General features: G+C 55.7%; 19 protein-coding genes and 1 pseudogene. 3 read left to right on the top strand and 17 right to left on the bottom strand.

All coding sequences use genetic code 11. The features are described 5' to 3' along the window. The first annotated feature begins 4 nt into the window (after positions 1–4). Positions 5–661 (top strand): Nmad2 family putative nucleotide modification protein, encoded by a 657-nt coding sequence (locus tag VF639_RS10345; protein WP_331145825.1) that lies wholly within the window; start codon positions 5–7, stop codon positions 659–661. 77 nt (positions 662–738) lie between these two features. On the opposite strand, the gene VF639_RS10340 is transcribed toward VF639_RS10345, so the two are convergent. From VF639_RS10340 to VF639_RS10295, 10 genes are all read right to left on the bottom strand, one after another. Then, positions 739–1,344 carry a TIR domain-containing protein gene (locus VF639_RS10340; protein WP_331145824.1) on the bottom strand — a complete coding sequence of 202 codons (606 nt, stop codon included), beginning with the start codon at positions 1,342–1,344 and terminating at the stop codon, positions 739–741. A 90-nt stretch (positions 1,345–1,434) separates the two neighbouring features. Continuing rightward, the gene (locus tag VF639_RS10335; RefSeq protein ID WP_331145823.1) at positions 1,435–2,085 is read right to left on the bottom strand and encodes a TIR domain-containing protein; all 651 of its coding nucleotides are present in this window, start codon (positions 2,083–2,085) and stop codon (positions 1,435–1,437) included. 100 nt (positions 2,086–2,185) lie between these two features. Next, positions 2,186–2,674 carry a TIR domain-containing protein gene (locus VF639_RS10330; RefSeq protein ID WP_331145822.1) on the bottom strand — a complete coding sequence of 163 codons (489 nt, stop codon included), beginning with the start codon at positions 2,672–2,674 and terminating at the stop codon, positions 2,186–2,188. A 1-nt stretch (position 2,675) separates the two neighbouring features. Continuing rightward, on the bottom strand, positions 2,676–4,121 hold the full coding sequence (locus VF639_RS10325; RefSeq protein WP_331145821.1) for an SIR2 family protein: 1,446 nt from the start codon (positions 4,119–4,121) through the stop codon (positions 2,676–2,678). Between the two features lie 12 nt (positions 4,122–4,133). Beyond that, positions 4,134–4,748, bottom strand: coding sequence for a hypothetical protein (locus VF639_RS10320; RefSeq protein ID WP_331145820.1), 615 nt, complete (start codon positions 4,746–4,748; stop codon positions 4,134–4,136). A gap of 99 nt (positions 4,749–4,847) precedes the next feature. Beyond that, on the bottom strand, positions 4,848–5,069 hold the full coding sequence (locus VF639_RS10315) for a DUF2188 domain-containing protein (RefSeq protein ID WP_331145819.1): 222 nt from the start codon (positions 5,067–5,069) through the stop codon (positions 4,848–4,850). A 280-nt stretch (positions 5,070–5,349) separates the two neighbouring features. Next, a complete protein-coding gene (locus VF639_RS10310; protein ID WP_331145818.1) occupies positions 5,350–6,396 on the bottom strand; it encodes a type II TA system antitoxin MqsA family protein in 1,047 nt (348 codons plus the stop codon). Next, on the bottom strand, positions 6,393–6,788 hold the full coding sequence (locus VF639_RS10305) for a hypothetical protein (RefSeq protein ID WP_331145817.1): 396 nt from the start codon (positions 6,786–6,788) through the stop codon (positions 6,393–6,395). Before VF639_RS10305 ends, VF639_RS10310 begins: the two co-directional genes overlap by 4 nt. A 667-nt stretch (positions 6,789–7,455) precedes the next feature. Further along, the gene (locus VF639_RS10300) at positions 7,456–8,631 is read right to left on the bottom strand and encodes a TIGR03364 family FAD-dependent oxidoreductase (RefSeq protein WP_331145816.1); all 1,176 of its coding nucleotides are present in this window, start codon (positions 8,629–8,631) and stop codon (positions 7,456–7,458) included. A 183-nt stretch (positions 8,632–8,814) separates the two neighbouring features. Beyond that, positions 8,815–9,390 carry a helix-turn-helix domain-containing protein gene (locus tag VF639_RS10295; protein WP_331145815.1) on the bottom strand — a complete coding sequence of 192 codons (576 nt, stop codon included), beginning with the start codon at positions 9,388–9,390 and terminating at the stop codon, positions 8,815–8,817. Between the two features lie 112 nt (positions 9,391–9,502). Here VF639_RS10295 and VF639_RS10290 point away from each other — a divergent pair, with 112 nt between their 5' ends. Next, positions 9,503–10,237 carry an HAD family hydrolase gene (locus VF639_RS10290; protein ID WP_331145814.1) on the top strand — a complete coding sequence of 245 codons (735 nt, stop codon included), beginning with the start codon at positions 9,503–9,505 and terminating at the stop codon, positions 10,235–10,237. Between the two features lie 183 nt (positions 10,238–10,420). Here the strand turns inward: VF639_RS10290 and VF639_RS10285 are convergent, their stop codons facing one another. The 6 genes from VF639_RS10285 to VF639_RS10260 form a co-directional block, all read right to left on the bottom strand. Continuing rightward, positions 10,421–11,698, bottom strand: coding sequence for an alkaline phosphatase family protein (locus VF639_RS10285; protein ID WP_331145813.1), 1,278 nt, complete (start codon positions 11,696–11,698; stop codon positions 10,421–10,423). An 8-nt stretch (positions 11,699–11,706) separates the two neighbouring features. Beyond that, entirely contained in the window at positions 11,707–12,807 is a 1,101-nt protein-coding gene (locus tag VF639_RS10280) for a sulfatase-like hydrolase/transferase (RefSeq protein WP_331145812.1), read from the bottom strand. A 221-nt stretch (positions 12,808–13,028) separates the two neighbouring features. Further along, a complete protein-coding gene (locus VF639_RS10275) occupies positions 13,029–14,510 on the bottom strand; it encodes a SusD/RagB family nutrient-binding outer membrane lipoprotein (RefSeq protein WP_331145811.1) in 1,482 nt (493 codons plus the stop codon). A gap of 27 nt (positions 14,511–14,537) precedes the next feature. Next, positions 14,538–17,774: a SusC/RagA family TonB-linked outer membrane protein gene (locus VF639_RS10270; RefSeq protein WP_331145810.1), complete on the bottom strand. Its 3,237-nt coding sequence runs from the start codon at positions 17,772–17,774 to the stop codon at positions 14,538–14,540. A 79-nt stretch (positions 17,775–17,853) separates the two neighbouring features. After that, the gene (locus VF639_RS10265) at positions 17,854–18,444 is read right to left on the bottom strand and encodes a phosphonate degradation HD-domain oxygenase (protein WP_331145809.1); all 591 of its coding nucleotides are present in this window, start codon (positions 18,442–18,444) and stop codon (positions 17,854–17,856) included. A 289-nt stretch (positions 18,445–18,733) separates the two neighbouring features. Then, complete coding sequence (locus VF639_RS10260) at positions 18,734–20,041, bottom strand: MFS transporter (RefSeq protein ID WP_331145808.1); 1,308 nt, start codon at positions 20,039–20,041, stop codon at positions 18,734–18,736. Positions 20,042–20,698: 657 nt separating this feature from the next. Between VF639_RS10260 and VF639_RS10255 the strand changes: the two genes are divergently transcribed. After that, positions 20,699–20,833 carry a hypothetical protein gene (locus VF639_RS10255; RefSeq protein ID WP_331145807.1) on the top strand — a complete coding sequence of 45 codons (135 nt, stop codon included), beginning with the start codon at positions 20,699–20,701 and terminating at the stop codon, positions 20,831–20,833. Between the two features lie 17 nt (positions 20,834–20,850). Here VF639_RS10255 and VF639_RS25480 read toward each other — a convergent pair. Then, positions 20,851–20,971 (bottom strand): annotated as a pseudogene (locus VF639_RS25480) (IS982 family transposase); the annotation flags it as partial.

Raw genomic sequence — 20,971 nt, 5'->3', positions numbered from 1 at the left:
CTCAATGCCACGCAAAACACCACAGGCCTATCTTTATGTCGTTGACCGCGATTTAGGGTTCGCGCCCAATCCTTTCCACGGGGTGTGCACATTGGCCACTTGCAAGCCTCGAATTCGGAGTACGGCCCAGGTCGGTGACTGGGTTATCGGTTTAGGTGGTCAACGATTAAAAGCGACCGGCAAATGCATTTTTGCCATGAAAGTCACTAAAAAGCTAACGTTCAATCAATACTGGCTTGACCCTGAATTTCATGACAAGAAGCCTGTGCGCAATGGCAGCAGGAAAATGATGGTGGGAGACAATATATATTACTTGGATGATGATGCTTTATGGCATCAAGCACTATCTCACCATAGTGCGCCCGATGGCAGCGTTGGAGAGGACAACCTAGTGCTCGATACCAGTTCTAAGAACGTCTTGGTATCTAACCACTTTTATTACTTTGGGAGTGCGGCCATTGCAATACCTGACGGAATGCTTTCGGCGATTGGCTACGTGAATGCGATAGACCATCGGGTCTTTCCACACCCTGCTGCGGAGCCTATTATCCAATGGATTGAACAGGAATATGCTGATTCGCTCAATTTAGTATTAGCCGACCCATTTAATTTTGATAAGAGTACTGGCCATTATTCCGTGAAAACGAACCGCATGAGTTAGCTCTCATATCCTGACCGGAAAGGCTTTTCGGCTGTTATCATTTCAAGTTATGATATCGATTTATGACAGCCCAGCGGTTATCCTTTTATTAGTTGCAGACTTGAATTTCCGCTTCCCTGGAGCCAGGTTCGGATTGGTACATTTTTGGACTCTTGCTGGCTGTTGAGCAAGAGCTTTCCACTTTCATCATCGTCAACATATGGATAAATTCCCATGAATTCCTGCCCTTCATAGGCTGTCACCAATTTGTTTTCATCCGCGAGTGGCAGGATAGCAACACGGCCATGGAATGCATCACTGTAGCCCAATTCCCAAGGCATCCATTTAGATGCGGAAGCATTTACAGATGCTGCGTAAATTAAGCTTGTACTGCGACGCATTGCGGCACGTAGTTTAGCAGCTGTTGCTGGTGTCACGTGTGCACGATTTAACTGAGGATCATCAATCCAATCAACGTATACCGTCAGGTTGTGGGATTCTAGGAACTCCTTAATTGCCTCCACATATTGCGCATCTTTGAATGCGTGACACAAAAAAATGTCGTAGTGCTCAGTGATGCTGAAAGCTTTGGTAGCTGACCTTTTGAGTCTAGTCGCAGCTGCTTCGCTCACAGACTCATTCATAGATTTTGCAAACGGTGGGTTATAGCTTCGCAAAATTTGTTGCTGCGTGATTAGTGCCATGTTTAATCAGGTGATAGTTTCCCGTTGTGGTGCTGATGGCAACGGAATGGAAAAGGTTAGGTAATACTGTACACCATGTGCAAAGGCCGGTTAGAATTGGTGAGTCTTCTTGGCTAGTGCACCTTCTGCCCAAGAGGCTAGGTTATTATAGCCATCATCCGTTTTCCAACAAAATGTGTCGAATAGGGCTGAAAAGCGAATCTTTCGGTCTTGGTCGCCAACCATACCCAAGTAAGCTCTCAAGGACTTTTCGAAATAAATAGAATTGCTTTTACGGTTTAGTACCTGGGGTAAGAGCGCAAAAGTTTGCCAGCGCCCATTCACTAATTCAAGAAATGTGAGGGTCCTGTAATCGTCAGGCACATAGATGGCTAGACGGTCCAATGGATTGAGTCCTTTGGGGGTGATGGTGCTGGTTTCCCGCTCACGGATGCGGTTCAGGTTTACCCCCAGAATGGCGTTGCCGTTCACAAAGCTTTTAACTAGCTCATATTTAACCCAGCGGCGGCTATGCGTCTCTGTGCCAATCAACACGGCCGTTACACTTGTTCCAACCAGATTTTCATTCACCAACCTGATAAGCGCCGCATCCCCTTTCAGCTCGGCCTCTTCCCAAATAGAACCATCGATGACCTTTGAGGTATCTCCCGGCTTTTTGAACATACTACTATTGCGTACGACGTTGACGCGAAACGACTCAACGTCCTTGTAGTGAAAGCTGAAAAATGTGGTGCGAGCCATTTTGACAAACATTAATTGGGTGATTCTGCTGGCCTATTTCCACGCTCGCAAAATCATTTATGCAGAAAACAAGCAGAGAAACTACTTATCTAAAATCACATCAACGTCCCGCCCTTACGGCAGCGGCCTCTACCCAAGCGCCAAAATTTCGGTATCCCTGGTCGTGTACCCAGTCATAAATCGGCACCTCGTAGGCCGTGCGGAGACTGTTGCCAGAATAAGGGCCGTAGGCATTGAATGGATTGACGCCCGCGTAGTCGATACCTCTTCCCATGGAATCGATATTGTTGATGCGGATGCCTACCAGTCCTTTGCCCAACTCGATGCTGCGCCGGATTTCATAGTCGACCCATTGGCGGCTGGCCGTTTCTGCTCCGATGAGCACCACCGTTACGCCTGTCTGCTGCATGCCTTCGTCAATCATTTTACGGATGACGGCAGCTCCTTTGGTTTTTGCTTCTTCCCAAAGGCCATGATCGAAATAGCCTGCGTGCCGGTTGGATGGATAACAAACCCAGGCGTTGCGCACTGTTTGCACCCGGAAGATGTCGCGCTGGTAATGAAAGCTGAAGTAAACGTTGCGTGCCATATTAGCTCGGGCGATTGAATAGGGTCAAAATCAGCTTAATGGTATCGATGTGGGCCGGCAGAGGCAGCGACTCGTCGCCCAGCTTTTCCAGCATGGGCCGGAACTCAGCTGGCGCAGTGGGGTAGTACTTCGCGTAATCGGCCATTACTTCTTCCCACAGGGTGTGAGCCATATAGCCAGTCGCCCCTACGGGTAATAGCACGAGGCCTTGCGCGTGGGCAATGTCAAATTCCTTGCGTACCCCGTCAGCCGAAACGACCGCTCCGTCCACTGCCTTGTTGCCGAACAGAAAAACAACGACGCCTGCGTAGGTCGTCATGCGCACCCGGTAGTCGTGCCACAGCTCTGGCAGCTTCTGTTTCCCCGTTTCAAATTGAGGAAACGGCCGCATCACCAATTGGCTCTCGCTGAATTTGCCAGGCTGTTTATGGATTACTTCCAGCGCTCCGTTGATAACCGCGCTGCCTACTCCCCAGCCAAAGCCATTCACAATCGTGAAGTTGCTTTTCACCAACTCGCCGCTGAGCTTGTGAATGAAGCCAATGGCTTCGTTGCGGTCGTAAGTGCCGTACTCTTCCGCACTACCCGAAATAAGTACAGTTTTGCGTTTGTACTGCCGCTCCACTTCATTTAGGATGGCCGTGATATCTGCGTACTCATCAATGAGGATGGCTTCGATATGAAACCGCTTCAAATCGTTTATCATCAATGCCTGCCGCCGGCTATTGTACTTGAAATCCGCTTCCTCTTCCGATCCCTTTTCTCCCATCTTCACCTTGCGAATGAAGCAGTAATGGTTCTTGAAGTTCTTTTCAAAATTCATCCGAACCCGGCTCAGAATGTAATCCAGATTGGGGTCGGTGAAGCTGAAACCAAGGAATAGGAATGTTTTTGTAATAAGGTCGCTGCTTAGCGCCGTCACATAGGGCTGGTACTTGACATGATAGGTCTCGTAATCATCTTTCGTGATGATGGCATCGTTCGGATGGTTTACGTCGCCGTGCATTTTATACACCGTCACGTCCTTTTTGGGCTTGCTGTTGGCCAGTTGCGGTACGGTATGCTTAACGTCGGCGAGCTTGCCCGCTTTTTTGATGGAATCCTCAATCAGCGTATCGTAGTTGGTGGTCCAGATAGTGCCAATAGGCAATCGGGCCAGAATACGATGGTTCTCTGTCTCCTCTACCTCAGCAGTGAATTCTTCGAGAATCTTCTGGTTTATCTTATTGCGCCCTTTGGCGTTGATGTGAAACTGAGCCAGCGAAATAAGGTCTGTTTCGCGGTCAATCTGTAGCTCCAAGTCCTCGGCAACATCAGCCAGTAGGCCCGCCCAATTCACAAAGCCGGCCCCAGCCGATAAGCCAGCCCCAGCAAAAACGCCGGCATCACCTGCGAATAGGTGCTCGACGAAATCCTTGACAAATCGTTCTTGTTCGTGTGTCATCATTCTATGGATGCGTTAGCGTTGAATCGGCTGTTGGTTTTTAGCTAGCCAGTCGTCGTATACCACATACTTGCTGCTGGTTTCGCGCACCCACAATCGTCGTTTGCCGGTGGTGTCGTTCTCAACGGTGATGTAGTGATAAAGTCCTAGGTACTCGGTACCACGGAACTCGGTCGTGGCCTGGCTACCGGTAGCAATGGGCAATACTGCGGCCCGCTGCTTGATGCCATCAAAGTATCCCAACTCCCACGGCATCCATTTGGAACCTGATGAATTTTCAGAGAAGGCATAAAAAAGTGACTTGCAAGAGTGCATTCGCGCTTTTAATACAGCCGCGGTGGCCTTAGTGACATTCGACCGGTTCATCTGGGGGTCTTCAATCCAGTCCACGTATACACTGAAGCCTAAGTCTTCCAAGAGTAGCTTCAGCCCCGCTACCTTGGGGGCATCGTTGGTGCTGTGAGACAAAAAAATGTCGTAAGTCTTTTGCACTCCCTGAGTGCTGTTCTGAAAGGTGCGAGCCTCGCTTAAAAGCACGTTGGCTTTGACGCTTTCGTTGACGCTGCCCAAGCCACTTACACTCTGGCTGCGTACACGATTAAGGATTTGTTGCTCGGTGAAAAGAGCCATAATGCAAGAGGGTGTTTTGAAAAAAGAAGTGATGAAGTGCCAGCATTGGGGCAAAAAAAGCCCCCGCTACATATTGTGGCAGTAACGGGGGCTTCCACTTTATCCCTTGCTGCGCGTCGGGTCGTTGCCGTAGCTGTTCCGGGCTCGGATGCGGCCGTTTTCGCCGTGAACCAGCATTTCACTGCCCCGGTTAATGGACAGTTGGCGAGCTATTTCAATAGCTTCAGCTTGGGTGCGGGTTACCGTGCCGGCACGGCTGGCCCCTTCGGTGATGACGCCCCAGCCAGTTGGGCGGGGCACCACATGTGTGTTTTTGGGCATGTTACGTATAGGCAAAAGGGTCTCTGCCCACCCGGTAACGGGGGGTGTGCAACGCCGGGCCTCGCAACAGGGCAAAGTCTTGTTCCGTAACGAGATGCCGCTACCTTTGCGCCCTCACTTAAAAACGAAGGGAGAAGATGCCGGGGAGCAATTCCCGGCCACAGTAACCACGGGTCCAATCGTAAATTACTTTTCTCTTCGTCAGCCGCCGCGGCCTGCGGCGGCTGTTTTTTATTTAATACGCAGCCATTAATCAAAGCTAAAGGGTGAATCAAAACGCCTACTCCAACGGCAATGATCGCAAGTCGTAGGCGTATTCTTGGTAGCTGATGCGCCCGTTTTGGGCTTTATTCTCTTTCCAGGCCCGCTCTGTATGGCTCAGGTTTTCCAATTCCAGCCGGCTTTTCTTGCCTAGCTTCTGGTACACCAGCTCAATTACCTCGCGCTCCGACGCGCTGAAAATATCCAGGTTGGCCTTGCGCTTAGGCTTGTACACCAGCACTGGACTGCCGTTATCGCTCTGTACCAGGCTTTCGTGGAAGCTGGCTGCCAGCAGGTCCTGCTGCACCATCTCCTGCAGCCGCTGCCCGTACTCTTGCGGCACCGGCCCATGCTGAATGGCACGGTACCGCTGCCCCGTAATGGCATGGGCTGTAAGCCGGTAATGCTGAAAATCGCAATAAAACAGCAGCTTCAACAGCTTTACTTTAAACAAGTTGTCGATGTGTTGGAAGAAAAACAGCACCAACTCGGCAAACTTCTCCGCGTCAGGCACCACATAGCCGGTGAATTGGTCGGGGTCTGATTCTAGTTGGGGTGTGCTCCGTACTATTAAGCCGCCAACCCGTCGTACTTGAGACTCGTCAATTAGCGTATCCAACAACCGGCGCAGCTTCTCGTATTCGTTGGGCCGTAACTCGTCTTTCTTGTCGCGCACAATGCTTAGAAACGTCACCGGGTCACTGGCTAGCCGCAGAATCTTGGCATTAGAAGCACTCGGCATCTCGCCCGCCTCGTAGTTGCTGAGCTGGTTGGGGCCAAAATCCAGCAGGAGTGCCAGGCGGGCCGCCGTGAGGCCGTACCGTTCGCGCAACTGCGCAATCTGCTCGGGAAACAAAAACTGGTGCTTCTCTCGGTACTGGTTATAAATCTGCGCCGTGTTGAGGTTATCCAGCTCAGGAGTGGTAAACCGCTCCTGCGTGACTTGGCACTCATAGCAGTGGTACATATAGCTAAACTCTTCCTTGCGAAAGGCCTGCGTGTCGGGCTCCTGGCGCAGCAGCGCGTAACCGTCGGCCAGGGGACTTGGAATCCGGGTCTGAATCATGGGTTAGGGGTTGCGGAAGGGGTGGATGATTTATGCGGGTAGCTGAGCGGATGCTCGGCTACGTGAAAGGAAATGCACAAGACCGAGCCGTTGGGCCGGCCCAGGGTCACTTTGATATAGATTTCGTGCCGTCGGATGGTGCGGCCAAATACCCACAGTGGTGCCTCCGTGGGCTGCTGATTGGGAATTGGTCCCTGTACGTAGTCGGTTGGCTCCAACTCGCGCAGACAAGCCAAGCGGTTGTCACCTGAGATGCCCAGCTTAAGAAGTGTTTTGGTGCTGTTTTTATCACGGTCGAGGAAAACGACGCTGAAAACACTGAGTTTGGTCTGGAACGCCTGTAAATAGCTTTCCACCTCCCGTAGGGTAGTTGAGGGGGCTTCGGGTATCAAAGATAATACGCTGTACGTAAAGTTCCACTTTTTGGTGGATGTTTTGACAAAATGCTTGCTAATGGTTCTTGGAAGGGGAAACCGACAAACAAGTTACGGGGTTAATCTGCCACTACTACTTCGCTTAAGCACTGTACCCCTGCCTCCCCGTCGTGCCCCTTACCAACGCCAGTTCGGCTAGCGACTCCAGCAGCGGTTGTACCTGCTTCGCCTTCACCTTTCTCGAAAATCGCAGCGCTACTTCCGCTGCGGTAACAGGCGCCCCGACGCCTTCCACCACTTACCGCCCCCTCGCATTTGCTGCGTCAGCGACAGCCGCCATAACCAGCCACAGACGTCACTATTTGCCGCCGGACTTGTAACTAGTGCTTTGCCCATCGATAGCTGCTCTGCGCTCACCGCTGGGGCCTGATAAGCCGGCCGCAGGTAGCGCACCTAGCCAGTTGCTTCGGCGGCCCGCTGCCCGAAGGTCTTGTTCATAGTGTCAGAAAGCTAGGGCCAGAAAGACAATCCCCTTTTTCTTTCTGGCCCTACTTCTTAGCCCCAGTTTTTACCTGCTTTGTAGTGAAAACGGTAAGGAAGTAGGATAGGCCAGGAAGTTATCATTTGTTACGCTTTCCCTAGGTCCTCAAACTGTCTGTTTTACTAGACCACCTCACTACTTCCACTACGCAGAATGCTGGAGCCGGCATAAGTCTAGTAGGGCGACGTTATGGTGCGCGAAGCCGCACGCCGTAGTCATACCCTTGCCCCCGATACCGGTGACGATGTGAATCCGTGGGTCAGGTGAGTGCTGAAAAATTTCCCGGGATTTGCTCTGGGAATAATAGCCGTTCCAGACGCGCTGAATGCGCCAGTCCGGAAGATCAAGGATGCGTTGTGCCTCACGGATCATCAGCTGATTGAGCAGGTTAACGTTATTGAAATCCAGGCTGTCGGCCGCGGCTACGTCGGCGTACTCGTGGGTGTCGCCGATGATGATAGAGCCATCCAGGGCCTGTTTGAATAGGATGTGAATGCCCCACTGCCGCAACGCGGGGTCGATATCTTCGGGCCGCAGCTGCGCAAACGACGGACAGGAATGAAAAGCGTGGTAGCGCCGGATCGACAAGCCCGTCAGGACAGAGCCTGGTAGGTGTACCTGCGGCAACGGATAAGTGGCCAGCATCTGGAGCTTGCAGAGCTGCAAATCGCTTTGCGCGAAGACGTCAGGAAACAGAAACTTGAAGTCGCGGCCGCTGCACACGAGCACCTGCGCGGCCTGGTAGCGTTGGCCGTGGGTGTCGAGCACCTCGCAGCCGCTAGCGTGCGCCGTAACTTCCCGTACGGGGGTAGCGGGACGGTAGTCCAGCTGCCAGCGCTCCACGAGGTAGGCCAGCACGCGGTGAATCATCTGGTCGGGCTCGGCCGTGACTTCCTGCGCGAACAACAAGCCGCCGGCGCAATACTCGGCGCGAACGGCGGGCAGGCGCTGCCGGCACTCGGCGGCGGTGAGTAGCTGCGAAGGGTAGCCTAAGGCTTGGTAGCGGCCGTGTTTTTCCTCTAGCACCTGCATTTCCATCGCCGACGAAGCCAGATACAACGAGCCGCTGCTGCGAATTGAAATGTCGTAGTCGGCCTGAATCGTTTTGTAGGTGTCCAGGCTCACGCGGGCATAGTCGAACCACTCGTCTTCGGCCATGCCCGAGGGAATTATCTGGCCGAAGTTGCGCACGGTGGCTTCCCTGGGCTGGTCGTCTTTTTCGAGCAGCAACACCTTCAGCCCGTTTTTCAGGGCGAAATAGGCGTGAAAAGTCCCTAGTGCCCCCGCACCTACTATTATCAAGTCATACGAGTTTGCCATAGCGCTTCGCTTGTTGGGAATAAGTCAGGCTAAACTTACTAGCAGTTTACTTATATGAAACTACTGCTGCTGTTACCAATACGTTATTTGTGCCTAACAGAAGCCCGACGACCCACCCAGGCGAAACTCAGTTGCCACGCAGTTAAGCGTAGCACAGCGCACCAGCCTACGCCGTTGCCACTGCTAATCGGTGTGGCGCAACAGGTATATTTTCAGCATGCGGGCGGGCTGCTCGGTGGCGTTGCGCACCGAGTGAGCCACTATGCCATCGAAGTACAGCGTGTCGCCAACGGTTACGGCCACCTCCTGGTCTTTGAATCCGTAGTGCACCGTGCCTTCTAGCACGTGTACTAACTCCAGGGCGTTGGTAGACAACGGCTTGCGGTATGTATGAGGGCTGATGTGCACTTCATTGACGCGCAAGCTGTAGTTGGCCAGATCCTGAGAAAGCAGGTACTTGTAGAGTAATCCCTTCGAATCGTCCCGCTTTTCAACGCGGCCCTCGTTGGCCCTGACCAGCAAATACGGCGCGGCCGTCTCGCCATTGATGTTCTTGACCAGCACCGACACATCCACTTCCAGGGAGTTGGCGATTTCAATCAGGACGGAGAGCGAGGGCACCGTCCGGAAGTTCTCGATCTTCGAGAGCAAGCCCGCCGACAAGTTGCTGCGCTTGGCCAGCTCGCGCAGACTCATCTTTTTTGCTTTGCGCATCTCTAAGATCCGAAGACCAATCAAACTCAGCTTATCGTGCTTCATGCGGGCAAGGTCGGAACGAAAAACGTAACATAAACATGACCAGGATACAATAAATGGAGGAGCAGGAATACTATTTTTGTTTCATATTTGTAAACATCATATCCTTATCCGTATGACACCTTTACAACTTGTAGTGCTGGACATGGCCGGTACCACCGTCCGCGACCAGCATGAGGTGGAAGCTTGTTTCACCCAAGCCGCCGCCGCCACTGGTTTGCAGGCGCCGGCCGAGCGGATTCTGGCCGTGCAGGGACAAGCCAAGCGGTTTGTGTTCGAGATGCTGTGGCGGGAACAACTCGGGCCGGCGGCCGCTACCCTGCTCCCAATTCGGGTGGAACACTCATACCGCGTGTTCCGCGACATTCTGGAAGCGCACTACCGCACTCAGCCCGTGGTGCCGACGGAGGGCTGCCTCGAGCTATTTGCTTTCCTGCGCAGCCAGGGCATCCGTATCGCCCTGACTACCGGCTTTTACCGCGAAGTCACCGACTTAATTTTGCAGCGCCTCGGCTGGGACGCGGGCCTCGACAGCCAGCACCGCGGCGCGTCTTGTTCCCTTATCGACCTCTCCATTGCCAGCGACGAAGTAGCGGAAGGGCGCCCCGCCCCGCTGCTCATTCAGAAAGCCATGCGCACCTTCGGCATTACCGATCCGCAGCACGTCTACAATGTGGGCGATACGCCCTCGGATCTGGAATCGGCGCGCCGCGCCGGTTGCGCCCGCAGCCTGGGCGTCACGAATGGCACCCACTCGCGGCAACAACTGGCGCAGTGCCCCAACGACGGCCTGTTCAACTCCCTGACGGAGCTAACCGCTCATTTGCAGGCTCAGCTAGTGCTCGCTTAACAAAAGGTCTTGCCGAACAGCGCCACTCTGCTGAAAACAGACTGGTGCTGTTCGGCAAGGCTTGTAGCGTAACTCAGGACGCTGGAAAGAAACTTTCGCTGCTTCGGAAAGCCTGTTTCCAGGTAACCAGCCGATTGGGTGCGTAACTACAGCGCGTATCTTACCTTCATTCGAGCAGTAGCGCTACGGCATCAGCCACTGATTGACGGTGTTGTGCTCGCCTTCCAGCACGATTTTGTAGAACGAGGCCGGATAGCGGCGGCGGTTTACGAGCAGACTTTGCTGCGCCAGTGGCACGGTGGCCAGCAGCGTGTAGGTGTCGGGCTGGCCTTGTTTGAAGTTATTGGTCGTGGCGAGCCATACCTTCACTTGCTCGGTTTTCTGGCCCAACGCCACCCAACTGATGCGCAGACTGTCGCCGGCTGGCTGCACCTTGGGCTCCGCCAATGATACCGGCCCGAGCAGGGGCACCCCGTCCAGCTCCCGCGCAACGGGCACCGGAACCGGCAGCCGCATGAAACGGGCCACCGTGGGGAAAATATCCACGACGCCGGGCTGGACGCGCTGCGCGTACGTGTTGGTGTTTTTAGCGCTGAGTACCAGCCACGTCGTACGTTCCCGCTCTGATTGGCCGCCGTGATTTTTGCCGGTGGCGGCGTCGCGGCCATGGTCGGTGGTAAGAATCAGCAGCCAGTCCTCCTTGAAGCTGGCGCTGCGGTAAGCCAGCGCCTCTTCCACCTTTCCAATCTGCACATCAAGGTAGCCCACGGCCGTACGTAACTGCTCACTGTCGCCGTGGCGGTGGCCGATGTCGTCGGTGTGCTCCAAGTAAATCCACGACAAATCGGGGCCGTTGGCACGCAGGCACCTGGCGGCCTCCTCGATTACCCGGTCGTCGATGGCGTGGGTGTAGCGGCTCTGCTTGTCGTGCGGAAACGCGACGGTATCCAGCTCGTAGCCGTCGAACTTGTAGTCGAAGGTGAGGTTGCCGGCGGCGGGCAGTCCTTCCCCTACCAGCTTGGTACGGTTGTCGGTCCAGGTGGAAAACAAAGCTATTTTCTTGGTGGGCTGTACCTCTTTCAGCACCCGGAAGATGCTTGGGTAATGGTAGTTGGGCGCTTTGATGGCATTGTCCCACACGTTGTGCTTGTAGCCCCAGGTGCCGGTCAGTAAATTGTTGTAGCCGGGGGCCGAGATGGTAGGCGTTTCGGTGTAGGTGCCTTTGGTGCCGCCTACGTGAGCCCGCAGGTAGGTGCCGGCGGCTATTATTTTGCGGATGTTGGGCGTGGGGGCTTGTTCGAGCACGTCGGCCGGAATTCCATCAGCAATAATGAACACCACCTTGCGCTGCTGCGCTTCCGCCAGGCCACTTAGCAGCAGCGCCAGCAGCAGTAGCCCGCAATTTCTAGCCTGACTGAAGAAATTAATGCCGTACCGGACGCATGGTAACTGACTACGCATATCGGCACTTATTTTTTGCCCAGAATAGCTCCCACAGCCGCCCCGGCCGGTGTGGCAGGAGCATACGGGACGCCCAATAGCTGCGCTACCGTGGCCGCTACCTGGTTTTGGTAGAGCTGCCCCGTCCGGGCTTCGCCGGTTGGCGCGGTATCCGGCCCGATGGCGGCCATCCAGATCTGGTCGGCGCCGGGCACTTTCGCGCCGTGGTCGCGCCACTTGTTGTTGGCCGCCGCGCCGCGGCCGTGGTCGGTGGTGATGAGCAGTGTGGTTTTGCCGCGGTACTGCGCGTCACTTTGCAGGTATTCCCAAAGCTGCCGGATCAAATCGTCGGTGTAGCGGGCCGAGTGCAGATACGCCCCGTACTCGCCCTCGTGGGCAAACTCATCGGTGTCGCCAAAGCTGACATACAGCACCTTGGGTTTCTTGCGCTTAAGGTATTCCAGCGCGTAGTGGCCCGTGAACGAGTCGAGCCGCTCGTCGCCGAAGGGGCTCGGCGTGGCGGCCATTAGGCCGTTGAGTAACTGCTCTTGCGGGGTTAGGTTGGGGCCAGTGGCGCGGCGGGTGCCGGCATTCACGGGCACGCCGCTGCGCTTCTCGTTGATGATGTAAGGAAACACCTGCCATGAGCCCAGCGCGGCCACTTTGCCCCGAAACGCGGGCTGCTGGTTCAGTACTTCCAGCACCGTTACGTTGGGGTTTTGCAGCGTGTCGTTGCTGTGGATACGGGCGTTGTCGGCGGCGCCGGTCAGGATTTCGTTGTAGCCGGGGTAGGAAAACCACTGATTGTTGGTCACGTTCACTAGGCTGCCGGCTGTGCGGTTACCATACAGCTGGCCCTGCTTAGCTACGGTGTTCCACAAAAAGGGCATCAGGGTTTGCCGACGCTGCGCGGCCGAACCCTGGCCAAATTCGCGCTGCAATACTGCCCGGTTGGCATAATAGTGCTTACTATCCCGAAACAGCGCCGAGTCGGCCCCTCCGAAAACCTCCTGCCAACGCATGCCGTCCAAGGTGACCAGCACAACGTTTTCCGTTTGGGGTTTGCGCGTTTGGGCGGCGGTGGTTCCCCCAACGGCGCAGGCGAGCAGCAACAGAGAAATTCTTTTCATTAGGCAAACGAAGGGGAATAGCTGGCAAAGGGAAACTGAAAGGCGAAACATAGAACATCATACCAATACATTGTCATGCTACTAGAACGTCATGCTGAGGAATCGAAGCATCTCTACCGCTTCGTTGTAGAGCAATTCAGACGAAGCAGTAGAGATGCTTCGATTCCTCAGCATGACGTTCTATTACTAGCAACATAATATTCCAGTAGGCTGGTGGGCCGTTACTGAAGCAGCCAGAGGTCCCGGTTGATATCGTCCTGGCCCTCGAACTGGCGCTGCACCGCGTCCTGATAGTTGGCGGCGTTGGTGGTGCGCTCGTTGGTGGGATACTGCCAGCGGCGCGGAATCCGGCCGCTGTTGCCCGTGCCGGGCCCGGTAAGGAAAGTGGGCACCCCGGTACGACGCTGGTTGTAGAAAGCTTCCCAACCCGAATTCTGGAAGAAGGCCAGGTACTTCTGCTGCAATATTTTCTCGAGGCCGGCCGGGTTGTTGGCGTACGTCACGGCGGGCTGCGCCAGGTAATCCGTTACGTTGGTGATGCCGTAGAAGCCCATCGAAGCCGTAATGCCCTGCTGATAGTACGTGTTGGCGTTGCCGGTAGCCCAGCCGCGGTGCAGGCCCTCGGCAATATTGAAGCATAGCTCGGGATAGCCGATGATGAAGGTGGGCTCGCCGGTGTAGGTGCTGGCATAGCGCTGCCGGTTCGAGAAGGAATACTCGCCGCGCAGGGCCTTGGTCGACATTTCCGCCAAATCCTCGCCCGAGCTGGCACCTACGTAGGCCGCGTAATCGGTGGCACTTAAACCGGTGGCCAACCGGGCCGCGGCCGGCTCGGCTACCACAAACGTGCGCGGGTCGCGCAACTCCACCAGCTTGTTGAGGTAAGTGGCCGCCATGTTCTCGCGGGTGGCATTGTTGCCGAAGTTGTCGGGGTTGCGCGGATATTTATTGAACGACGTATTATAGACGTATTGCAGGTTGTCGCTCATCCCGGTCATAACAGGGAACCGGGTGGGGTCGGCCAGCATTTCCGCAAAGCGCTGCGGCACCCGCAAATCAGGGTCGGCGGCTTTTTTGCTCAAACTGATCAGTACGCGCAGCTTGAAGGTATTCACCGTGCGCTGCCACTTCACCAGGTCCCCGTTAAAATAAATGTCGCCTTCGAGGCGGGTGCCGGGCACGGCGGCCAGCGCGGCCAGCTCGGTATTGGCTTCGTCCAGCCAGGTCAGGCATTGCAGATACACGGCTTTCTGCGAATCGTAAATGGGCGTCAGATTGGCCAGCCCTTGCACGGCTTCGGTCAAAGGCAAGTCCCCTACGCGCTGCGTCATTTGCACGTAGTAGTAGGCCCGGAAAAACTTCCCCATGGCCGAGTACTGGTTGGGAGTCGGCAAGCCGGTGCGGGCGGCTTCCAGCTCCATGCGGGTCACGTCTTTGAGGGTGGTGTAGCGCAGGCCAGTAGCTGTCCAGGTGTATTCCTGGTTGCCGTAGTAGTTGTAGTTGAGGGCGTAGAACTGGTTCCAGCGCATCACCTCGTTCCAGGCGCCCTCGTACATGGCATTCAGCACCCCGTTGACCACCAGGGAAGGCGGCACGTTGGTAGGCTGGTTGGGATTTACTTCCAGCTCCTCGAAGTCCTGGCAGCCACTCAGGGCGCCATTAACCAGCAGCAGCAGGCCGCAGGCAATTGTTGAGAGTTTCATCGTCTTGTTGAAATAAAGTCCGGCCGACTAAAAGGTCAAATTCAGGTTGATGCCGTAGCGGCGTAGCGTGGGAGTCTGCAAATCCGAAGAGCCCTGGCGGCCAGCAAACTGGTCGATGTCGATGTCTTTCTTCTCGGCGAAATACAGCAGGTTGCGGCCCACCACCGACACGCTGGCCTGGCGAATAAAGCGGCCTTCCAACCACTGATGGGGCACCTGGTAGCCGATAGTTACCTCGCGCAGCTTGGCAAACGAGCGGCTGATAACGTTGGCTTCCAGCGTGGAATAATAGCGGCTGATGTAGTCTTGCAGGAAGGTAGCCGTGGTGTTGGGCGCGAACTGCAGTTCGCCGTAGTTGGTCACGTTGCCGTTGACATCGTAGTTGATGGCCGCCCCGTTGGCCACTACCACGCCCGGGCCCACGTACGAACGCACCCCGAGCACGTCCTGGGCGCGGGCGACGCCCATAGCGCCCTCGGTCGTTTCGATGTGGCGGCCGCCGCGGAAGGTCTGGCGCTGCACGTAGTCTTCAATCACGCCGCCTACGCGGCCATCAAACTGAAAGCTGAAAGTCAGGGCCTTGTAGCGGAACCGGTTGTTGATGCCCCACACCCAATCCGGGTCCACGAAGCCTAAACGCTGCGCCACGGGCGTGTTCAGGGGCCGGCCGCCGGCATCGTTGATGAGCTGCCCGTCGGGGGTGCGCACGAAGGCAGAGCTGAAGTACTGGTCGACCCGCTCGCCTACTTTGATGGTGCGCGCCCCCGAGCTGCCCAACACGAATACGCTGGAGGGCAGCTCCGTTACGCCCGGATAGATTTCCTGGAGCCGCTCCCGGTACGTCGACCAGTTCACCAGCACGTCCCAGTTCAGGCCGTTGGGGTTGCTGAGCACGGAGCCAGTCAGGGACACTTCCCAGCCTTTCTTGCGGGTGGTAATAGCGTTTACCAGCTGGCTGGTATAGCCCGCAGTTTCCGAAGTGGGCAGGTTATAGATGCGCGGCCCGTTGTCGGTGACGAAATAAGTGCCGCTCAACCCCAGCCGGTTCTGCAAAAAGCGCACGTCCAGGCCGGCTTCTATGGCCGAGCTTTCTTCAGGCTTGATGTTGGGGTTGTTGAGGGTGTTGGTGTAGTAGGCCGCGGGCTGGTTGTTGTACACCAGCGGGGTAGAATAGAACGAGGAGTTGGCGTAGCTCGGGCCATCGTACGACGACTGGTACTGGTCGCCGTAACCAAGCGGATAGCTGCCGGCCGGCGTAGCCCCAATGGTGTTGCTGGTCAAGCCCGATTTCACGTTGGCATACGAGGCGCGGGCTTTCAAGAACGATACTGGCCCCATGGTGGGCAGGTAATCCGACAACACCGTACTCAGCGCCACCGAGGGGTAGAAGTAGGTGTCGTTCTTCGAGGGCAGCGTGGACAGCTGGTCGACGCGGCCGGTGGTGGAAAGCGTTACGGCCTTGCGGAACGTCAGGTCGGCCGAGTAATAGGCCGAGCGCACGCCCATTTCCGACTGGAAGCTGGCCGCTCGTAGCGGGTTGCGCGAGTTGTTGAAGTTGTAGAGGCCGGGCACGTTCAGGTAATCGGTGCTCACGTAGCTGGAATTGTAGCGGTACGTGCGCAGGTTAGCTCCCACCAATGCTTGCAAACTAAAGGCCGACGATATATCCTGGTTGTAGGTGGCCAACACGTCGGTGTTGTTCTCGAAGAGCGTGCGTTTGTCTTCGCGGTAGTCGCCCCGGGCTTCCTCGCGGCCGTAGGTGGTAGCCGAGTACGGCAGCTTTTCGGTACGCAGCAAGTCCCAGGTGGTAATCTGGGTGCGGCCCGTTATGGAGAGGTGGTCGTTGAACTTGTACCGCAGCGACGAGTAGCCGTACACGTCGGTTTTGTAGTGCCCGCGCAGCCACTCGTAGGCCACAAAGTACGGGTTGTTGTAGCGCTGATACTCGGCGTAAATCTGCTGGGTGCCTTCCTTGCCCGGCTGCCAGTAGTTGCGCATGTCGTCCATGCTCCAGTCAGCCCCACCCCAAATCACGGTGTTATAAATCAAGCTGTTGGGCCCGTAATTCACGTCGGGGAAGTTGGGCGTGAACTGGCGGTTGTAGTTGATATTGGACTCCCAGCGCAGCTTGGGCGTGAAGTTGACGCCGGTCGTGACGTTGAAGTTGACGATGTTGAGTTTGGTGTTGGGCACGATGCCCCGCTGAAAAGAGTGTGAACCCGACACGCGCAAATCGTACTTCTCGTTGCCCACCCCAATGGCGATGTTGTTGGTGGTGAGCACCCCAGTTTGCAGAAAACGCGTGAGGTTGTCTTTGCCCCGGGCGGTCCAGGGCGTGGGAATGCGCTTGCCGGTAGCCGGGTCGATGGGGCTGTCGTACTGCGGCAGCAGGCGGCCGTCGAGGGCTGGGCCCCAAACGTCGTAGTCGCCGTCGTTTTGCCCGGCCCCGCGGCCGTCCACAAACGAATACACACCGTGGTCACCGGGGCCGTACTGGTCCTGCACCTTCGGAATAGCCAGGAAACTTTGGTCGAGCATGGTGCTGGAATTCACTTCCAGCGAAAAGCCGCGGGCATCTTTGGTACCGCGCTTGGTGGTAATGAGAATAGCGCCGTTGCGGCCCCGAAAACCGTAGAGCGCCGAGGCCGTGGGGCCTTTGAGCACCGTGTAGGTTTCGATATCGTCGGGGCTCAGATTCCAGGTGTCGGAGTTGATGGGCACCCCGTCCACCACGTACAGAATGTCGGAGTTGCCGCGCAGCAGCACCTGCGGGCGGCGCAGAATCTCGGCCGACGGCGCTACCGTCAACCCCGCTACTTTGCCGGTCAGCCCGTTGATGGGGTTTGGCTCGCGGGCTTTCACTAAGTCCTGGCCCTGCACTTCCTGGGTGGCATAGCCTAGCGTACGCGCCTCTTTTTTGACGCCGAGCGCCGTTACGACCACCTCATTCAGCGCCTGCGTATTGGTTACCAACACCACGGACAGCGTGGTCTGGTCGCCAACGGTTACTTCTTTCGGCAACGAACCCACAAACTGAAACACAAGCACATCGGCGGGGCTGGCGGCTATCGAAAATCGACCGTCGGTGTCAGTGGTCGTGCCGCGGGTGGTGCCCTTTATTAGGATACTGACCCCCGGCATGGCCTGCTTGGTTTCGTCGTTGACCACGCCGCCGACGGTGCCCTGTGCTAGTAGTAACCGGGGCAGCAGTCCCAGCAGCAGTACCAGCAAAACCACGTTGAGTTGCCTGTAAAAATTGCTCATAGTGAAGAGGGAAGAAGTGAAAAGAGTAGGCGGAAATAGCCCGGCTAGATGTCTTTTAAGGAAGTATGGGCCTGAAGGCTCAGGCACGCTGGTGCAGCAGATGCCGGAGAGCCATCCGTTCCAAATGTTCCAACTCACCGATTGGCTGGCCTTCCTGCTTGGCCAGATCATCCCAGTGCCGCAACCGCAGGATGATTTCCGCGTCCGGATTGCGGAGGAAGGCTGCCGCCTCACTGGCGGTCATTACGCCGCCTTGGAAAGCTAGCGTTGCCTGGCTGGCTGGGGAAAGGCGGTGCAGATACTCCGGGTATTGGTAAGTGAGGTAGCGCTTGGCTTGCACGTGGCTTTCTACCAGCATGGTCAGCCGCTCGGAAAAGCCGCAGTGCCGCAAATAGTCAGCCCCCAGCTTCTCGTGGTTCATAGCGCCAAAGTTGTCCATTGAGGCTACAGCGGCGGGTTGCTGTTGCGCGCACAAGTGGCCGAAATCGTGGAAGAAAGCGGCCAGCACCACTTCTTCCTCGTAGCCCTCAGCTTCGGCCAGCGCGGCGGCCTGCCACATGTGCTCGAACTGCGAAACCGGCTCGCCAATGTAATCAGCGGCGCCGTGCGCCCGGTACAGGGCAAAAATATCCGCTACCGTTTGCCACGGCGTTGCAGGGTCCGGATTCATGGGTAGAAATCGGAGAGGAATAGAAAGATGAACACTCAGTAGGCAGGCCACATGGGCCCGCAGATAGGCACTCTCTGACTGGTTGACGACTGCTACCCCCAGTGCGCGGCCGGGGTAGCAGAAAGCAGCATGTAGGCACTGGCCGCTAATGAATGAGAATATTCGCGGCGGAAGTCCAAAAGAATCACAACAAAGGACTGATTTACTTCAGGGAAAACCGCAGCTAAGCAGTTACCAAATAGTTAACTGAATATGATGTTTTGTTTCATATAAGGAAACGCATGGCACTTCACACGGCGGCGGCAGCGGCAGTTATCGGGCGCTCCTGCGTGCGGTAAAAAATTAGGGCCGCGCCAGCCGTGGCCGCGGCTATCAAAGCCAAAGCCAAAAAGGCATATCCCCAGCCTTGGTGCTCGGCAAGGGTGCCCGTCAGCCACAAGGCCAGCGTACCGCCCACATAGCCCACCGCGTCCACCAGCCCGGCGGCCGTAGCTGCCCCTTGCCGCCCCCCGGCATCCAACGACATGGCGCCCGCCAAAAACGAGTAGGGACCTAACAGCAGCAAGCCCGTGCCCGAAATCAGCAGGACCGGCAGCCAGGAGTTGCTGTTGGGTTGGGTCATGAGCAGCAGCACGGGTACCAGCAGCACGCAGGCCGCCAGAATCAGCAAGCCGCGCTGCCCCCGCAACCACCCACCTGAAAGGTAGCCGGCTCCCAGAATGGACACCATACCCAGCAGCGGATACAGCGCACTGTACTGCGAGGCGGCGCTTTCCGAAAGGTGCGCGGCTTCTACCAGATAGGTAGGAATCCAGAAGCTGAAGGCTTCGCGCAAGGCCGTCAAACCGAACGACATGACCAGCATGAGGCGGAAAGCGGAACTTCTGAAATACGGCTGCAGCAACGTGGCCAACGATGCGGGCGATGTGGCCGTTTGCGACCTGGAGCCAGCAAAAAGGCTTTCCGGGCTTACGGGCGGCGCTTCCAGACCGACGCTCTCGGGCGTATTTTTCAGCGTGAACCAGGTGATAAGCGCCGTGGCGGCCAGTACGCCCGCTGCCACCATAAACAGCCCGCGCCAGCCGAGTCCGAAGCCCAGCAATTGCCCCAGCAGCAGCTTGGCCACAATATCGCCGAACAGGTAGCTCAAACTCAGCAGCCCCATTATCTTACCGTATGTCTGGTAGGAAAACCAGTTGGCTACGGTTTTCACTAGCCCCGCCCAGCCCATCGACTGCACCAGCCGATTGAGAGCCCAGGCAATAAAGAACACGACTACCCCCTGCCCTAAGCCAAACAGCACCGTGGCCGCTGCCGCCCCCACCATACCCAGCAAAAACACTTTCTTCCCACCCAGAAAGTCGCCCAGAATTCCGTTTACAACCTTGCCTGCCGCATAAAACAGGACCCCTACCGAAGCAATCTGACCTAGTACTTCCTTGTTGAGTCCCTGGCTACCAAACTCCCGGATCAGCAGCGGCGCGACAATTGAGAGATTAGAGCGACATAGATAGTAGGCGCTGTAGCCTATAAATAAGCTAAGGGTTATCTGGATTTGCCAGCGGTGTTGAGAAGGCGAAACGGAGGGTATGGCCACAGCGGAGAAACTAATACTGAAATGGAGCCAGGTGAGCCAGGCCGTTTCTGAACTCCTTGCATCACGTCCAGCAAGCAATCAAGTTTGCTGTGTAATTTCTAGTGTTTTCGAAAGACAAAGTTGCCTTTTACTTAGTATACTAGTGTTGTTGATAGATTATATGTTTGTTAATAAATAATATCTATTTGTATACTTTAAGTAAACGTTCCGATAGTTCTCTTAAGGGGTCTTGTCCTGGAATAGGTTGTCTTGTCTTGAAATGAGTTGACAGTCTGATAACTCTTAATCTATTTCAGGACAAGGTACTCGGGCCAGGTGCTTCGTAAATCGAGACTTTGAGTAAGCAAGTTATTGGACACTGGTGCAATTGCTGAGTTGGCTTTTCAGGCTTGCTCTGGTAAGTGCCCAAAATAGCGGATGTAATCCGAGCGTTGTTTGTCTTGGTCTTCGCCTTGGGGTTCCAGGGACACAAAGTGACAGGTATTGAAGTGCACCCCGGGCACTTCTTCGAAACCTATCGATGAAATCGAATTTGAACGACAAACCATGCCCGGGATTATTAATGCGCGTGGCACGTGTATTATTACATAAACGCACTCTCAAAGTTTGATACGCTAGGGGTGCGTGCGCAACTGTTCTGGCTGTATCTTCGGCTAAATGAATGATGCTACTTTTCCGGCGCTAGCCGATCAACTCAGCCAGCTCCACACGCAAGCGCAACAGGCGGCTCTGCAACAAGTCAACTACTGGCTGACAGCCCGCAACTGGCTAGTGCTTAGTCAAAGGAATTAGCTAACCCAAGTTGCAGCCTATAGGCCGGCTTGGTGCAGAGCGTGAGCAAAAATGAAGAGGGCAATTTTTAACGCAAATCCAGCAGCCGTTACGGCGTGGATTTGTTTGGGAAAGCGCGCTGTAAGTTGGCTGAAGCAC

Origin of the sequence: Hymenobacter sp. (genome assembly GCF_036387835.1) — a bacterium.
Taxonomy (GTDB): Bacteria; Bacteroidota; Bacteroidia; order Cytophagales; family Hymenobacteraceae; genus Hymenobacter.
Note: the sequence above shows the minus strand (reverse complement) of the source record. Positions and strands in the feature narration are given on the sequence as shown.

Coding starts and splice junctions, on each gene's coding strand:
- VF639_RS10345 (WP_331145825.1), top strand. CDS start 5: ATGCCACGCAAAACACCACAGGCCTATCTTTATGTCGTTGACCGCGAT.
- VF639_RS10340 (WP_331145824.1), bottom strand. CDS start 1,344: ATGGCACTAATCACGCAGCAACAAATTTTGCGAAGCTATAACCCACCG.
- VF639_RS10335 (WP_331145823.1), bottom strand. CDS start 2,085: ATGGCTCGCACCACATTTTTCAGCTTTCACTACAAGGACGTTGAGTCG.
- VF639_RS10330 (WP_331145822.1), bottom strand. CDS start 2,674: ATGGCACGCAACGTTTACTTCAGCTTTCATTACCAGCGCGACATCTTC.
- VF639_RS10325 (WP_331145821.1), bottom strand. CDS start 4,121: ATGATGACACACGAACAAGAACGATTTGTCAAGGATTTCGTCGAGCAC.
- VF639_RS10320 (WP_331145820.1), bottom strand. CDS start 4,748: ATGGCTCTTTTCACCGAGCAACAAATCCTTAATCGTGTACGCAGCCAG.
- VF639_RS10315 (WP_331145819.1), bottom strand. CDS start 5,069: ATGCCCAAAAACACACATGTGGTGCCCCGCCCAACTGGCTGGGGCGTC.
- VF639_RS10310 (WP_331145818.1), bottom strand. CDS start 6,396: ATGATTCAGACCCGGATTCCAAGTCCCCTGGCCGACGGTTACGCGCTG.
- VF639_RS10300 (WP_331145816.1), bottom strand. CDS start 8,631: ATGGCAAACTCGTATGACTTGATAATAGTAGGTGCGGGGGCACTAGGG.
- VF639_RS10295 (WP_331145815.1), bottom strand. CDS start 9,390: ATGAAGCACGATAAGCTGAGTTTGATTGGTCTTCGGATCTTAGAGATG.
- VF639_RS10290 (WP_331145814.1), top strand. CDS start 9,503: ATGACACCTTTACAACTTGTAGTGCTGGACATGGCCGGTACCACCGTC.
- VF639_RS10285 (WP_331145813.1), bottom strand. CDS start 11,698: ATGCGTAGTCAGTTACCATGCGTCCGGTACGGCATTAATTTCTTCAGT.
- VF639_RS10280 (WP_331145812.1), bottom strand. CDS start 12,807: ATGAAAAGAATTTCTCTGTTGCTGCTCGCCTGCGCCGTTGGGGGAACC.
- VF639_RS10275 (WP_331145811.1), bottom strand. CDS start 14,510: ATGAAACTCTCAACAATTGCCTGCGGCCTGCTGCTGCTGGTTAATGGC.
- VF639_RS10270 (WP_331145810.1), bottom strand. CDS start 17,774: ATGAGCAATTTTTACAGGCAACTCAACGTGGTTTTGCTGGTACTGCTG.
- VF639_RS10265 (WP_331145809.1), bottom strand. CDS start 18,444: ATGAATCCGGACCCTGCAACGCCGTGGCAAACGGTAGCGGATATTTTT.
- VF639_RS10255 (WP_331145807.1), top strand. CDS start 20,699: ATGAATGATGCTACTTTTCCGGCGCTAGCCGATCAACTCAGCCAGCTC.